Origin of the sequence: Empedobacter sp. 225-1 (assembly GCF_030328185.1) — a bacterium.
In the GTDB taxonomy this organism is placed as follows: Bacteria; Bacteroidota; Bacteroidia; order Flavobacteriales; family Weeksellaceae; genus Empedobacter; species Empedobacter stercoris.
This window is the reverse complement of the sequence record NZ_JACALO010000018.1, coordinates 1-16493: the sequence shown is the minus strand read 5'-3', so window position 1 is coordinate 16493 and position 16493 is coordinate 1. Positions and strand designations below refer to the sequence as shown.

Here is a 16493-nt window from a genome sequence, read left to right as displayed (position 1 = left end):
TTGCAATCCAATAAAAGTATATGGCAGATTTAGGTCTATTAGATAAATTAAGAGCAATTAAACAACGATTTGATGAGGTGGCAGATTTGATCATCCAACCAGATATCGTGACAGATCAAGCTCGTTATGCAAAATTAAACAAAGAATATTCTGATTTAAGAGATTTCGTAGAGATTCAAAAAGTATACGAAGGATACTTAAATGCGATTGAAGAAGCAGACGAAATCATTAATGACGGTTCTGATGCAGAAATGGTTGAATTAGCTAAAATCGAAAAAGATGAAGCAATCAATGCAATTCCTGCAATGGAAGAAGAGATCAAAATGATGTTGATTCCAAAAGATCCAGAAGATGATAAAAACGTTATCGTTGAATTGCGTTCTGGTACAGGAGGAGATGAAGCAGCAATTTTCGTAGAAGACATTTACCGTATGTATTCGATGTATTTTAAAGAAAGAGGATGGAAACATGAAGTTTTGAATACTTCTGATGCATCTGGAAAAGGATACAAAGAGTTGGTGATGCAAGTGGAAGGGAATGCAGTTTATGGAACGATGAAATACGAATCAGGAGTTCATCGTGTACAACGTGTTCCAGAAACAGAATCTCAGGGGCGTGTGCATACTTCGGCGATTACTGTTGCGGTTTTACCAGAAGCCGAAGAAGTGGATGTGGTGATTAATCCAGCAGATTTAGAATATCAAACAGCTCGTTCGTCTGGTGCGGGAGGACAAAATGTAAATAAGGTTGAAACGAAAGTTCAATTAACACACAAACCTTCAGGTATCGTAATTGTTTGTCAAGAAGCGCGTTCGCAACATAAAAACCGCGAGAAGGCATTGCAATTGTTACGTACAAAATTGTATGAAATAGAATTCGAGAAAAAACATTCAGAGCGTTCGGCTCAACGTAAATCTTTAGTGTCAACTGGAGACCGTTCGGCTAAAATTCGTACATACAACTATCCGCAGGGACGTGTAACGGATCACCGTATCAATAAGTCGATTTACAATTTGGATAACTTTATGAATGGAGATATTCAAGAAATGATTGATGCGTTGAAAGTGGCAGAAAATGCAGAAAAATTGAAAGGATCAGAAGAAGATTTCTAATATTCATCTGATTAATATAATAAACAAAAATCCATCTCAATGACTGAGATGGATTTTTGTTTATTATAAACCTATAGATACACCCATAAAAGGTTGAAATCCGCTAGAGAATATACTTTCATTTTCTTTGTATAATACGTTATACATAACACCTGCTTGAAATCTTACAGGTCCAGAAGATTGATAACCAGCACCTAACCATAAAGCAGATTCATCTAAATTTGTTTCGTAATTATAGTTATAACGTTCGTTATACTTTTGTTTCCCTGTGTAGTACATATAGTTGGCTCTAAGAAAAAGATTTTCGACTGGAAAAAAGTTAACATAAGGTCCAGCATTAAATAAATTCAATTTAGCATAATCGTCTTTTGCATATTGATAACCGGCTGTAGCACCAAGTTCTAAATTGTTAGCAATCATGTAACCAACACTTGGAGAAACATTGAAACCAAAATAACCATTATTACCAAAAGATAATCCAAGACCACCACCAAATCGCCAATTGTTATTAAATGGTTGGTTTTGATTTATTTGAGCATAAATAGTACTGCTTAGGGTTAAAGAAATGATAAATAAGAGTAACTTTTTCATAGAAATTTAATTAATATTTAACGTTTAAAAATGGCTATAATTGAAAAAACCACTATAAATTTGTCCTATCAAAAATAATAATTCTGTTTTTCAATAAACATCATTATTAATTTTAATTGTAACGAGTCGTTCATAGTTTTTTATTATAAAAGAATAGATATTAGGTTTAATAAATCTATAATTTATTGCTTTTCTGGTTTTATCTTTGCAGTAGTAAAGTTAATCAAAATAGACAATATAAAAATTTAAACAAATGAAATTATTATCGCCAGAAAAAAAACAAAAAATCGCTGATATTTTAATTAAATTATTAGCAGACGAGCATATTTTATATTTAAAAACAAGAAATGCACATTGGAATATTGAAGGTCCAGATTTTCAAACCATACATGTGTATTTTGAAACGTTATATAACGAGTTACAAATTGTCATAGACGATGTTGCGGAAAAAATACGTCAAAAAGATGTATACGCACCAGCAACAATGGCAGAGTATTTGCAGTTAGCTCATTTGTCAGAGGCAAGAAAAACAGAAAACAAAGATAGTTTAAGTTTTATTGCTGATTTGCTACACGACCACGAAGTGATTATAGACTTTTTGGCGCAGGCTGTAGTAGAAATTGATGAGTTCAACGATATTTCAACTTCGGATTTCTTAGTTGGTTTATTAGAACAACATCAAAAAACTGCTTGGATGCTTAGATCGCATCTTAAATAAAGTGAACATTATTTTACTTCATAAGTTTTTAGTGTTAATTCATATTAGTGTTAATTAGGTTGAGCCTTGGATTTTCCAAGGCTTCAGCTTTTTATAGAAGTTTGTATTTTAACCCTCTACTTCTTTTACTTCTGCATCTAACGCATTTGTTTTTACAGAAGCTATTCCATTTTTAGCACCAGATTCTGTTTCGTACGATTGGCTTGTTCCAATAATTTGTCCGTTCGTAGCTTTCAAATTGAAATGCCATTTTCCAGAAGTTCCTTCTTTCAATTCAAATTTAGAATCATCTTGCGAATTTTTACGGACTGATTCGATTCCGTTTTCGCAACTTGCTTTTTGTTTGTACCCTTCGCTTGCCAAAATATTTTGTCCGTTTTTAGCTTTCAAACGAAAACGATATTCTCCTGCTTTGTCTTGATAAATTTCAAACATAATAAATAGATATCTAATGGTTTATGATGAATATAAATATATAAAATTTATTTGATAGTTTGAATGATGAAAAATAGGTTCAATAAAAAAATCCTGAAATTAATTTTCAGGATTTCAAATTTTTATTCGATTCTCTTCAAATTGTCAACATTGTTTTTATGAACATATAGCGGTATGTGTTCGATTACAACGTCATTTTTCTCAAGTCCAAAAGATTTCGGTATGTTAAATTCTATTTTCTTTAAAATGTAATATATTTTTAAAGTAAAGAATTCTTTCATGCTTAGTTTGGTTTCAATTGAAGGGAATTTTTCAATTAATACAAATTTCATGTCAGGATCTTGATTGTATTTTTTTAGACAAGGATTCAAGTATTTTAATTCCAATTCTCCATTTGCATACATATCATTGATTACTTTTTTGATATATTGTTCTGTTTTGGGTTGAACTTTAAATCCAATATTAAACGTAATTCGGTATATTTTTTGCTCAACAATTGGCAGAATTTTATAATTTAATGTATAAGGTTCGCTATCACGACTAATGTTGACAAACCAATATACATCTGCACGTTTTGGTCGCTTTGATAGGATAGATTGAATACTGTATTTTTCAATGTTTTTTGGATTGGTAGATTTGGTTAAATAAAACAAGAAAGTCGAATATTTGTTTATGGTTTTGTCTTCGCTTAATTCTGTTAATACATTGGCATATCGCTTTATTTTGACAAATTCGAGGTTGCGTGAATTGAGAATTTTACCATAAAAACTACAATACATAATCACGAAGAACAACCATCCCATTAATAGGGCTAAATAGCCACCATCTACAAATTTTACGACATTCGCGATAAAGAAAGAGCTTTCGATAGCGACAAAAATAGATAAAATAGCAACTATAAATAGTTTGTTGAATTTGGTGTAATAATTTAGATAATACGATAACAAAAAAGTAGTCATTAACATGGTAATGGTAATTGCAAGTCCATAAGCGGCTTCCATGTGAGAAGAGTCTCGGAAATATAAGACGATAAATACACAACCTGCCCACAATAAGAAGTTGATTGTAGGAATGTAAACCTGACTTTTGTGTTCGTTAGGTTGAATAATCAATGTTCTTGGCCAATAACCTAAGTTAATAGCTTCGTTGATCAAGGTAAATGAACCTGTGATTAAAGCTTGAGAAGCAATAATAGCTGCACCAGTAGCAATACAAATTCCAGGAATTAGAAACCATTCTGGCATCATTTCGTAAAAAGGATTTCGTCCGTCTAACATTGGATTATCTTGATGCATCAACCATGCTGCTTGACCTAAGTAATTTGTAACTAAACAGATTTTAACGTAAATCCAACTGATTCTGATGTTTTTTCGACCACAATGACCTAAATCTGAGTATAAGGCTTCTGCTCCAGTTGTACACAAGAAAACGGCTCCAAGTATCCAAAATCCATGAGGATAATTCATTAAAAGATTGTAAGCGTAGTAAGGATTTAAAGCCTTAATAATACTTGGATGATGTACGATGTGTAAAACTCCTAACCCCAAAAGCATCGTAAACCATAAAACCATAAATGGTCCAAATATTTTACCTACTTTATTTGTTCCAAATCGTTGGAAGAAAAATAACATCGAAAGGATAAAGATAACGATAGGAATAGTAGGGAGGTGTTCTAAACCACTTAACATCCGAAGTCCTTCTACAGCGGAAGAGACGGAAACAGGTGGAGTGATTATACCGTCTGCAAGTAATGCAGAAGCGCCAATAATCGTTGGAATAATTAAGTTTTTACCTTTTTTCTTGATCAGCGAATACAACGAAAAAATTCCTCCTTCGCCATCATTATCTGCTTTTAGTGTCAACCATACATATTTGATCGAAGTCTGAAAACATAAAGTCCAAAAAACACACGAAACGCCTCCGTAGACAATTGCTTCATCAATTACACGATTTTCTCCAATTATCGCTTTCATTACATATAAAGGACTTGTTCCAATGTCACCGTAAATGATTCCAAATGCGATTAATAGAGTTGCCGCTGTTACTTTATTCATTGTATGGTTTGATTCCATAAGCAATATTTTAAAATTTCTACGAATGTATGCTGTTGAAAAGAGATTTTACAATCTTATTTATTTATAATACAAAAGCTACTTTATATTTATTTTCGATTTTAATCATAGCGTATTTTTACACCAATTCTTTTCTTTTGGTTAATTATGAATAAATTTAAGTATTATTTATTCATAGTATTTATTTTTAAGGGATTATTTTAAACTAATATCTTGCTGAAAATTAATAAATTGTAATGAATTGCATTAAGATAAATTAATTTTTGAAACTTTGTTATGCTTGCATAATAAAAAAAGATTATATTTGTTATACATACACTAAAATATGTTAAGAGAAGATTTAACGATAGATTATTTATTGCGTTCAACATGGCTTTCTGTACAAAAAATGTATAACGAGCAAGCAGGAGCTTACGATTCAACTATGGTGTATGCTTTTACATTATTATCAATAGATCCAAAGGGAGGTACGCCAAGTACATCTTTAGGACCTAAAATGGGAATAGAGCCAACGAGCTTATCACGTACATTGAAAAACTTAGAAGCAAGAAAATTTATCGTCAGAAAACCAAATCCAGAAGATGGTCGAAGTGTTTTAATCACATTGACAGAGGAAGGTTTACGAATGAGAGATATTTCAAAACATTTTGTTTTGCAGTTTAATGAATCAATTAATAATCACATCGATCCAGAAAAAATGCAAATTTTCTTGGAAGTGATTTATAAGATTAACCAATTAATATCGGACAAAAAAATATTTAAAAACAATTATGAGAAGACACGTTAAACATGTAACTGTATTAGGATCAGGAGTAATGGGGTCTGGTATTGCATGTCATTTTGCAAATATCGGAGTCGAAGTCTTGATGTTAGATATGGTTCCTCGCGAGCTTACACCACAAGAGCTAGCGAAAGGACTTACTTTAGAGAGTAAAGTAGTTCGTAACAGAACTGCTCAAACTCATTTAGACGCTGCTTTAAAAAGCAATCCTTCACCAATTTATGACAAAGCATTTGCTTCTCGTATAACCGTAGGAAATTTTGATGATGATTTCGAGAAAATTAAAAACTCGGATTGGGTAATAGAAGTTGTGATCGAAAGATTGGATATTAAACAATCTATTTTCGAACGTGTCGACAACTTCCGAAAACCAGGAACTTTAGTGACGTCGAATACTTCTGGTATTCCAATTCATTTGATGGCGGAAGGTCGTTCGGAAGATTTTCAGAAACATTTCTGTGGAACGCACTTTTTTAATCCACCACGTTACTTAAAATTATTCGAAATTATTCCAACTCCTCAAACAGATCAATCTGTTGTTGAGTTTTTCCAAAATTATGCATCTTTATTTTTAGGTAAAACACCTGTTTTATGTAAAGATACACCAGGTTTTATCGGGAATAGAGTGGGAGTTTACTCGATGGCAAAAGTGATGGAATTGGCGCAAGAAATTGGATTAACGATTGAAGAAGTTGATACGTTAACAGGTTCTATTTTGGGTCGTCCAAAAACGGGGACATTCAAATTGGGTGATTTGGTTGGTTTGGATACTGCATATAATGTAACAAAAGGTTTACAGCAAAATGCAGCAAACGACGAAATGATTCAAGGTCTGAAAGATTCAAAATTCTTGAATTTCTTAATCGAAAATAAATTCTTAGGCGATAAAACCAAAAAAGGATTCTATTACAAAGAGATTGACAAAGACGGAAACACGAATCGTTTTGCGTTAAATCTTGATACATTAGAATATCGTCCGATGGTACGTGCAAAAGTTACAGCTGTAGAAACTGCTAAAAATGCGGGTTCTATGCGTAATAAATTAGGTGTTTTATTGAAAGATACAGGAAAGGCTGGAGAATTAATCCGTAAACATTTTGCGTCATTATTTGCTTATGTTTCGCAACGTGTTCCAGAAATAACCGATGTTCTTTATCCAATAGATGATGCGTTAAAAACTGGTTACGCTTGGAAATATGGACCATTCGAAACATGGGATTTAGTTGGTTTACAAAGCGGAATTCAATTAGTAGAATCAGAAGGTTTCAAGGTTTCGGATTGGGTAAAAGAATTGGCAGAAACTGGAGCGGATTCTTTCTATAAAATTGAAAATGGAAAGAAATTATTCTATAATCAATCTTCAAAACAATTCGAATTAATTCCTGGTCAAGATGCATTTATCGTATTGGATAACATTAGAAAAACCAACGAAATTTGGTCAAACAAAGAATGTTCAATTCAAGATTTAGGTGATGGTATCATTAATATCGAATTCCGTTCTAAAATGAATTCTCTTGGAGGAGGAGTTTTACAAGGAATTAATAAAGGAATCGAGTTAGCTGAAAAAGATTATCGTGGAGTTGTGATTGGTAACCAAGGCGACAATTTCTCTGTTGGAGCTAATTTAGCAATGATTATGATGATGGCTGCTGAGCAAGATTGGTGGGAGTTGAACATGGCAATCAAAATGTTTCAAGATACCATGATGCGTGTTCGTTATTCATCTATTCCAGTCGTTGTTGCTCCTCATGGAATGACACTTGGTGGAGGTTGTGAAATGTCGATGCATGCCGATAAAATTGTAGCTGCTGCCGAAACTTACATTGGTTTGGTTGAGGTTGGAGTTGGTCTGATCCCAGGTGGTGGAGGTTCAAAAGAATTTGCGCGCCGTGCAACAGAATTTGCATTGAAAGATGATGTAAAAGTAAATCATTTGCGTGATAATTTCATGAATATCGCAACTGCTAAAGTAGCAACTTCAGCTTATGAAGCAAAGAATATGGGAATTATTCGTGAGCAAGATATTGTTGTGGTAAATGCAGAACGCCAAATTGCAGAAGCGAAGAAGCATGCAATTATTATGGCAGAAGCAGGTTACACACAACCAATTCAACGTAAAGTAGAAGTGTTAGGAAAAGAAGCGATGGGAATGTTCTATGTCGGAACAGATTCTATGGTTGCTGGACGTTTTGCTTCAGATCACGATCGTTTGATTGCAAATAAATTAGGATATGTAATGACAGGTGGTAACTTATCTGAATCGACTTATGTTTCAGAACAGTACTTGTTAGACTTAGAACGCGAAACTTTCTTATCACTTTGTGGCGAAAGAAAAACGTTAGAGCGTATCCAACATATGTTGAAAACAGGTAAACCTTTAAGAAACTAGTATTTTGATTTTTGTATTAAGTAAAATGTAAAAAGTATTAAGATGAATAACTATAAAGATTTACTTGTTTGGCAAAAATCAATTGATTATACAATTTATGTTTATTCAATTTTGAAATCTTTTCCTAAGGAAGAAATATATAGTTTGACATCACAAATAAAAAGAAGTTTAATATCAATTCCTTCGAATATAGCAGAAGGAGCTGGTAGAAATAGTAAAAAAGAATTTAATCAATTTTTATCTATTGCTTTAGCTTCGAGTTTTGAATTAGAAACTCAATTAATTATTGCATTAAAACTTAATTATATTGAAAATGATGAATGTTTGAAAGAATTGAATCATATACAAAATATGATAGCTAAGTTAAAAAAGTCACTTAATACATAATACAACAATACATAATACTTTTAATAAAATGAAACAAGCATATATAGTTACAGGATATAGAACAGCTGTAGGAAAAGCACCAAAAGGAACATTACGTTTTACGCGTCCAGATGAAATGGCTGCTACAGTAATTAAGCGTTTAATGCAAGATTATCCAACTTTAGATCCAGCACGTATCGATGATTTGATCGTAGGCTGTGCGATGCCCGAGGCAGAACAAGGATTGAATATGGCACGTCTTATCTCGTTAATGGGATTAGATACAGATAAAGTTCCAGGTGTTACAGTAAATCGTTATTGTGCATCAGGTTCGGAAGCAATTGCATTAGCAGCTGCTAAAATTAGAACAGGAATGGCAGAATGTATCATCGCAGGTGGTGCAGAATCGATGTCGTATATTCCGATGGGAGGTTATAAGCCAATTCCAGAAACAGCTTTAGCAAAAGATCATCCAGATTATTATTGGGGAATGGGATTAACGGCTGAAGAAGTTGCGAAGGAATTTAAAGTTTCTCGCGAAGACCAAGATTTGTTTGCATTCAATTCGCATCAAAAAGCGTTAAAAGCAAATGCCGAAGGAAAATTTGCTTCTCAAATCGTTCCAATAGGAGTTGAATATAACTTCTTAGATGATAAAGAAAAAGTTCAAACCAAGAAAATAGATTTCAAAGTGGACGAAGGTCCTCGCGCTGATACGTCTATTGAAGGTTTAGCAAAGTTACGCCCTGTATTTGCACAAGGAGGATCGGTTACTGCTGGTAACTCTTCGCAAATGTCTGACGGAGCTGCTTTCGTAATGGTAATGTCAGAAGATATGGTAAAAGAATTAGGTCTTGAGCCAGTTGCTCGTTTAATGGCGTATTCTACGGTTGGCTTAGCACCACGTATTATGGGAATGGGACCAATGTTCGCTATACCGAAAGCGTTGGAACAAGCAGGTCTTAAACAAGAAGATATCCAATTAATTGAATTGAATGAAGCATTCGCTTCGCAATCTGTTGCGATAATGCGCGAGTTGAATCTGAATCCTGATATTGTTAATGTAAATGGAGGTGCAATTGCTTTAGGGCATCCATTGGGATGTTCTGGAACAAAATTAACCGTTCAATTGTTACATGAAATGGAAGCGCGTAAAGCCAAATATGGAATGGTTACCATGTGTGTTGGAACAGGTCAAGGGGCAGCTTCAATTTTCGAATATCTAAAATAATACACAGAATTGAGAGGTTAGATTATAGATTTCAGATTTATCTAACTTCTCATTTCTAAAATCTAATATCTAAAACAACAAAAAATATGTCTACAAATCCAAATAGATTAATAGGAGGTCAATACTTAATTAAAGATGCCTCTTTTAACGACATCTTCACTTACGAAGATTTATCAGAAGAACAACAAATGATTTTGCAATCAGCAAAAGAATTTATCGATAAAGAAGTAGTTCCGAATAAACACAAAATCGAGAAAAAAGATTATGCGTTAATTGAAGAATTAATGCGTAAAATTGGTGAATTAGGATTATTAGGAATTTCTGTTCCAGAAGAATACGGTGGAATGGGAATGGGATTCGTTACTACAATGTTAGTTTGCGATTACATTTCTGGAGCGACAGGGTCTTTAGCAACAGCTTTCGGTGCACATACCGGAATTGGTACAATGCCAATCACTTTATACGGAACAGAAGAGCAAAAACAAAAATATTTACCAAAATTAGCAACAGGAGAATGGTTTGCTTCATATTGTTTAACTGAGCCAGAAGCAGGTTCTGATGCAAATTCGGGAAAAACAAAAGCTGTTCTTTCTGAAGATGGAAAAGAATACATCATCACAGGTCAAAAAATGTGGATTACAAATGCTGGTTTTGCAGATTTATTCATTGTTTTTGCACGTATCGATGAGGATAAAAACATCACTGCTTTCATCGTAGAAAAAGATAAAGCGGGTGCTGGTTTTTCTTTAGGAGAAGAAGAAGATAAATTAGGAATTGTATCTTCATCAACACGTCAAGTTTTCTTTAATGAAGTTCGTGTTCCAGTTGAAAATCTTTTAGGAGAAAGAAACGGAGGATTTAAAATCGCAATGAATGCATTGAATGTTGGTCGTATCAAATTAGGGGCGGCATGTTTAGATGCTCAACGTCGTATTTTAGATTATTCTTTACAATATGCAGCAGAACGTAAACAGTTCAATACATCAATCAATACATTTGGAGCAATCAAAGAAAAATTAGCTGATATGGCTGTTTCTGCGTTTACTTCAGAAGCGGGTGCTTATCGCGCGGCAAAAGATGTAGAAGATGCAATCGAAGATAATATTGCGAAAGGAATGCCACATAACGAAGCAGAGTTAAAAGGTATCGAAGAATATGCAATTGAAGCTTCTATTTTGAAAGTTTGGATTTCTGATGCAGCTCAAGTTTCTGCCGATCAAGGAATTCAGATTTACGGAGGAATGGGGTATTCGAAAGAAATGCCAATGGAAGCAGCTTGGAGAGATGCGCGTATCTCAAGAATTTACGAAGGAACAAACGAAATCAATACCTTATTATGTATTTCGATGTTGGTGAAACGTGCATTCAAAGGAAAATTAGATTTAATGTCTCCAGCAATGAATGTTGCCAACGAATTAATGTCAATTCCATCTTTTGATGTTCCAGATTATTCAGAATTATTTGCACAAGAAAAAGAAATTATTTCTAATCTGAAAAAAGCATTCTTTATGGTTGCGGGTTCAGCATTACAAAAATTTGGAGCTGAATTAGAACAACACCAACAATTGATTATTGCTGCTTCGCGTATCATGCAAGAAATTTATATGGTAGAATCTGCGATGTTACGTGCAGAAAAAATTGCAAATACAAAAGGTGCTGACGCTGCGAAAAATGCAGAAAAATTAGTTCAATTACAGTTATTCAAATCTGTTGAGATTATCAAATCAGAAGCAACTCGCGGAATTATTTCTTTCACAGAAGGAGATGAGCAACGTATGATGTTATCAGGTTTAAGAAGGTTTACGCGTTACAACGAATATCCAAACATAGTGAACTTAAAAACTGAAATCGCAGATCTTTTAATCAAAGAAAATAAATACACGTTTTAATACTATTTTAAAGTTAAATTATCTAAAGCAGTCAATTTTGACTGCTTTTTTTATATTTAATAGCTTGAATATTAATTTGGTATATCGTTTGATGAATATAAGTCAAGTACTAGTCTTTATATAAGTTAGTTGAGTTTTCATGGTACTTAAGTTTTAGTAGAGAAAGGCCTCAGTTGTGTTCCAATTGAGGTTTTTTTTGGTTAAATAATAATGTTTATTCATTAAAAATAAATAAGTTAAGTGTGTTTTTATATCTAAAAAATTATTTCAGAAGAATGTTTCATAGTAACTTTAATAAAAATATTAATCCATAAAACCAAAGCTTATGTTAACTAACGCTATTATTCTTACGCTAACCATGTTTGTTACATTTTGTGTGATGTGTTTGGTGAAAATAGATGAATTAAGAAAGATGAAATAACCTAAAAAACTCCATTTGTAAAAGTGGAGTTTTCTTGTTTTATAACGTTATATTTACGTTATAAAACAATACAATGAAAAAGAAATTGGTGGTTTTAACGGGAGCAGGAATTAGTGCCGAAAGTGGACTATCTACTTTTAGAGATGCAAACGGATTGTGGGAAAATCACGATATTATGGAGGTTGCTTCTATTGATGGTTACCTTAGAAATCCGAAATTGGTTCAAGATTTTTACAATCAACGTCGCAAACAATTGTTCGAAGTTGAACCAAATGCAGCGCATTTTTTTCTAAAAGAGTTAGAACAGGATTTTGATGTTTCGATTATCACTCAGAATGTAGACGATTTGCATGAGAGAGCTGGTTCTTCTAAAGTGATTCATTTACATGGTGAGTTAAGAAAAGCACGTAGCGAAAAAAACGAAAAGTTGATTGTTGATTGGAATAACGAAATCAAACTTGGCGATTTAGCAGAAGACGGAAATCAGCTTCGTCCGCATATTGTGTGGTTTGGAGAAATGGTTCCTGAAATAGAAAATGCAATTGATGAGGTTTTGACAGCAGATATTTTGATGATTATTGGAACATCGATGCAAGTATATCCCGCTGCTTCGCTCAAAGATTATGTAAAACCAAATGTGCCTATTCTGTATATTGATCCTTCAGATTCTTATACCGATTCTTCAATTATTCATATCAAGAAAAAAGCAACAGAAAGCTTAGATGATTTAAAAACTATTTTGAATAAATTTTAGAATTTTACGTTTTAAATTGTTTAAAATCATAGTTCATGAAGTATATATTTTTACCTTATTTTGTTCTTTTAGCTTCTATAACGTTAAATGCACAAGAAGTTAACACTTATTACCAATCAATCGTAGATCAAGTGAAATATGATTCTGTTCAACAAAAATTACAAAAATTTCAAGATTTTGGGATTAAATCCGTAGGATCTTCGGCGCATGATTACACCTTCAGTTGGTTAAAGTCTTATTATGTAAAATATGGATATACTCAGATTGAGCAGCAATCGGTAAATGTTTTTGGAAATGTTGGGTATAATCTTATTGTAACAAAAATGGGTAAAAAATACCCTGACGAATTCATTATTATTGATGGGCATTACGATACTTTAAATGGACCTGGAGCAAATGATAACGGCTCGGGTACCGTAACTTTATTGGAAATTGCTCGATTAATGAAAGATATTGAAACCGATTATTCAATCAAATTTATACATTTCACAGGAGAAGAACGTGGTTTGATCGGAAGTCAAGAATATGTTAATAAAATTGCGGTTCCTCAAAGTCTAAAAATTAAAGCTGTACTCAATATAGATGAGGTTGGTGGAGTAGCAAACAAGGCAAACACGACAATTATTTGCGAACAAGACGAAAGCAATCCAACATCGAATAATGCAGCTTCGTCAGAATTAACCAATCAAATGGCAACTATTTTCCCCTTGTACACATCGCTTCAAACTAAAATATCGAATGCTTACAGTTCCGATTATATGCCTTTTCAAGCAGTTGGTTATCCGATAACGGGACTTTTCGAGCAAAATCAAACTCCTTATGCGCATACCTCTCAAGATATAATCGATCATTTAGATCTCACTTATCTTACAGAAGTGGCCAAAGGAGCATTAGCAACATTGTTGCATTTTTCTCAAGCACAAGAGAAGTTGAATACAACAAATCATCCGATTTCTACTTTACAGGTATATCCAAATCCAGTAAAGAACTACCTTTATTTTTCTCAGACTTTGCAGCAGCCAAGAATTACCATATACAATGAAGTAGGAGTGCAGGTTTATGATAAAAAATTTCAAACAGCTGTCTCGCAAATAAATTTAGAACACCTTACGACTGGTGTTTATTTCATCAATGTAAACTCAAATCAATACCACTCTAAAATCATAAAAAAATAAATTGTTGCTCCTCATTGCTGTAATAAATTGTCTTTTTTAGCTAAATAGTTACTTTTTTTGTCTAATGGGGAATTAATTCTTCGATATACGAGCATCGAACAAACCATATAGAATGGATATAGAATGGATATAGCGTGGATATAGAATGGATATACAACCGATATAGAAAAAGTGCATTTTAGTGCATACAACCTCCATTTAAGTTAATGGTTAACCAATTAAATTTATCATTCGTCACTTCTAATGAATTTGTTTATTTAGAGATTAAAATTTCATTTTTTCTACAAATGATCTAACGGACTGATGATTTTTCGTTTGGCTGTATCGGTTAAACCGGTGTAAATCATGGTAGTTTTAATATCTTTATGACCTAATAAATCTTGCACAAATCTAATATCGGTTCCTTGTTCAATAAGATGCGTGGCATACGAATGTCGCAGGCTGTGGACCCCTACTTTTTTATTTATATTGGCTTTTTTCATGGCATTTTTAAATACTTGCTGAACCGATCGAACCGAATATTGTGCACCACTTTGCCCTTCGAACAAATACGTTTTTGGTCGGTATTCTTTATAATAAGCTCGTAATTCTTCTAAAACCGATTCAGGCAAAACGGCATACCGATCTTTTTTACCTTTTCCTGCGCAAATTAGCACCTGCATACGCTTACTATCAATATCGGTAACTTTAAGATGTACCAATTCACTCACACGCAATCCCATACCGTAGCACATTTTAAGCAACAGCAAATGCTTTTTATTCTCAATAGTTTTAAGCATTTTTTTAATATCGTGCGTTGAAATAGCCTTGGGTAAAATACTTGGTTTTTTAGGCCGAGGAATATCCATAAAAAATCGTTCACGATACAAAACCTGTTCAAAATAAAACTTAACAGCATTCATACGGCTGTGGATTAGATTTTCGGATAATTTTAAGGTATCGATACAATAAAGAAAATATCCACGAAGTTTTTCTGTAGACAAATCGTACACGGGATAGGTCTTAAGAAGTTTAAGCAGTTGAATAAATTCGGTTGTATATGTTTTAATGGTATTTACACTATATCCTTTCAGCTTTAGTTGATCGGTATAGCGTTTAAGCTCTATTTGATTAATGCTGGCAACCTGTGTAAGGGAACTTTTAGCAGAATGTTTTACCGGCAAATTAAACAACTTCCTTGATTGCTGCGTATCTGCTACATACCATTTTCTAACTGATTGACTCCAATTTACGTTTACCACATTTTTAAGCTGACTTATCAGTACTGCATTATAGGGAAAATGAATCCAAATAACTTTTTTCTCCTTATGAATTCCCTGCGAGAATTGATAATTCAAATAATTAAATTTAACAATATTATTTGCGTCCATAAAATTCGTATTTTGTATTGTAACAAATATAAAATTACACAAAATTTCTATAATAAATACTAAATACGCAATTAATAACTACACTTAATTTACTCATTTTCAATAAACAGTATTTATTTTAACTTTTTATTTGGTTTTTATAGAAAGTTGCGTATATTTGAGAGTTAGCGGTAATTTTACCGAGCCAATCGTGTATAAAGGAACACTAACGAATAAATAAATAAATAAATGAAAATAATTAGACGACATTGGTATAATATTTGAAATTCTCTTGCAACAGCAGTTTAACAAAATAGCGACCCCGAAAAGCTTTACGAGTAGGATAATATAAATTTTTAAAAAAAATGAAAAAGCAGATTTTAATCATTACATCATTATCAGTAGGATTAATACTAAGCTCTTGTAATCAACAAACAAAACAAGAGGAAAAAGAAGAAACTAAAACTGAAACAACAGCATCTTCGCCAAATGAAATCGCCAACCAATCACTAACCGACAAACAAGGGAACAAACTTGATATGGTTTTTGATAATGCAAAAGATGTTGTAACTATTTCATTTAATGGTGAATCATCAGAACTTGCAAGTCAAAAACCTGCATCAGGAATTTGGTACAAAAACGACCATTACGAATTAAGTGGAAAAGGGAACGACATCCAACTCTTGAAAGATGACAAAGTAATTTTTGAACATCAAGACGATAAAGTCGAAATAGTTGCGAAGAATGACAAAGGAGATGTATTGAATTTGACGTTCAATAACACGGAAGGAACTGTAAAAGCGTATCTTAACGGAGGGGAACAAATTGATCTTGTAGAACAAAAATCTGCTTCGGGTATTTGGTATAAAAATGAGACCTATGAACTTTCAGGGAAAGGCGACAAATACCAACTAAAAAAGAGCGGAAAAACAGTATTTGAAAATTAAACTACCGCTAACAAGGTATTGCCAAAAGCGGGGCTGAATGTTCAATACTCAACTTTTGTACTACAATTCCGCAAAAACCATTTTTTATTTGCTTCGAAAAATGTAAATTAGCAAAAAAAAAATGGTTTTGCTAACTGCGGTGCTGAACTCAACATTTGTTCCTTGATTTCCCCGCCTTCGGCAATACCCAAACCGTTAGCTGCAAGGCTACACAACAACGCTAATAGACAAACATCCCTTGAAATAATAGGGAGCTGACCCGA

14 protein-coding genes are annotated in these 16493 nt (G+C 33.1%); 10 read left to right on the top strand and 4 right to left on the bottom strand.

Annotated elements, in window-relative coordinates:
• The first annotated feature begins 20 nt into the window (after positions 1-20).
• Positions 21-1112, top strand: a complete 1092-nt coding sequence (gene prfA, locus HX088_RS06960) for a peptide chain release factor 1 (RefSeq protein WP_171623193.1) — start codon at positions 21-23, stop codon at positions 1110-1112.
• 63 nt (positions 1113-1175) lie between these two features.
• Here prfA and HX088_RS06955 read toward each other — a convergent pair whose 3' ends face one another.
• A complete protein-coding gene (locus HX088_RS06955; RefSeq protein WP_171623194.1) occupies positions 1176-1703 on the bottom strand; it encodes a hypothetical protein in 528 nt (175 codons plus the stop codon).
• Positions 1704-1956: 253 nt separating this feature from the next.
• Between HX088_RS06955 and HX088_RS06950 the strand changes: the two genes are divergently transcribed.
• Positions 1957-2421 (top strand): Dps family protein, encoded by a 465-nt coding sequence (locus tag HX088_RS06950; protein ID WP_284584109.1) that lies wholly within the window; start codon positions 1957-1959, stop codon positions 2419-2421.
• A 108-nt stretch (positions 2422-2529) separates the two neighbouring features.
• Here HX088_RS06950 and HX088_RS06945 read toward each other — a convergent pair whose 3' ends face one another.
• A complete protein-coding gene (locus HX088_RS06945; protein WP_188319655.1) occupies positions 2530-2856 on the bottom strand; it encodes a YegP family protein in 327 nt (108 codons plus the stop codon).
• Positions 2857-2978: 122 nt separating this feature from the next.
• Positions 2979-4928: a KUP/HAK/KT family potassium transporter gene (locus tag HX088_RS06940; protein ID WP_286483758.1), complete on the bottom strand. Its 1950-nt coding sequence runs from the start codon at positions 4926-4928 to the stop codon at positions 2979-2981.
• 325 nt (positions 4929-5253) lie between these two features.
• On the opposite strand from HX088_RS06940, the gene HX088_RS06935 reads away from it, so the two are divergent.
• The 7 genes from HX088_RS06935 to HX088_RS06905 all read left to right on the top strand — a co-directional run bounded on the left by HX088_RS06935 (position 5254) and on the right by HX088_RS06905 (position 13934).
• On the top strand, positions 5254-5715 hold the full coding sequence (locus HX088_RS06935) for a MarR family winged helix-turn-helix transcriptional regulator (RefSeq protein ID WP_171623198.1): 462 nt from the start codon (positions 5254-5256) through the stop codon (positions 5713-5715).
• Complete coding sequence (locus HX088_RS06930; RefSeq protein ID WP_286483757.1) at positions 5699-8098, top strand: 3-hydroxyacyl-CoA dehydrogenase/enoyl-CoA hydratase family protein; 2400 nt, start codon at positions 5699-5701, stop codon at positions 8096-8098. The genes HX088_RS06935 and HX088_RS06930 overlap by 17 nt, the downstream gene beginning before the upstream one ends.
• A 42-nt stretch (positions 8099-8140) precedes the next feature.
• On the top strand, positions 8141-8485 hold the full coding sequence (locus HX088_RS06925; RefSeq protein WP_171623200.1) for a four helix bundle protein: 345 nt from the start codon (positions 8141-8143) through the stop codon (positions 8483-8485).
• Between the two features lie 28 nt (positions 8486-8513).
• Positions 8514-9695 carry an acetyl-CoA C-acyltransferase gene (locus tag HX088_RS06920; RefSeq protein ID WP_225540059.1) on the top strand — a complete coding sequence of 394 codons (1182 nt, stop codon included), beginning with the start codon at positions 8514-8516 and terminating at the stop codon, positions 9693-9695.
• Positions 9696-9781: 86 nt separating this feature from the next.
• The gene (locus HX088_RS06915; RefSeq protein WP_260544323.1) at positions 9782-11584 is read left to right on the top strand and encodes an acyl-CoA dehydrogenase FadE; all 1803 of its coding nucleotides are present in this window, start codon (positions 9782-9784) and stop codon (positions 11582-11584) included.
• Between the two features lie 494 nt (positions 11585-12078).
• Positions 12079-12759 (top strand): SIR2 family NAD-dependent protein deacylase, encoded by a 681-nt coding sequence (locus tag HX088_RS06910; protein ID WP_225540061.1) that lies wholly within the window; start codon positions 12079-12081, stop codon positions 12757-12759.
• 35 nt (positions 12760-12794) lie between these two features.
• The gene (locus HX088_RS06905) at positions 12795-13934 is read left to right on the top strand and encodes a M28 family peptidase (protein ID WP_171623204.1); all 1140 of its coding nucleotides are present in this window, start codon (positions 12795-12797) and stop codon (positions 13932-13934) included.
• Between the two features lie 281 nt (positions 13935-14215).
• Here HX088_RS06905 and HX088_RS06900 read toward each other — a convergent pair whose 3' ends face one another.
• Positions 14216-15304: a tyrosine-type recombinase/integrase gene (locus HX088_RS06900; RefSeq protein ID WP_286483756.1), complete on the bottom strand. Its 1089-nt coding sequence runs from the start codon at positions 15302-15304 to the stop codon at positions 14216-14218.
• 344 nt (positions 15305-15648) lie between these two features.
• Here HX088_RS06900 and HX088_RS06895 point away from each other — a divergent pair, with 344 nt between their 5' ends.
• The gene (locus tag HX088_RS06895) at positions 15649-16230 is read left to right on the top strand and encodes an MliC family protein (protein ID WP_165134129.1); all 582 of its coding nucleotides are present in this window, start codon (positions 15649-15651) and stop codon (positions 16228-16230) included.
• The last annotated feature ends 263 nt before the right edge of the window (positions 16231-16493 follow it).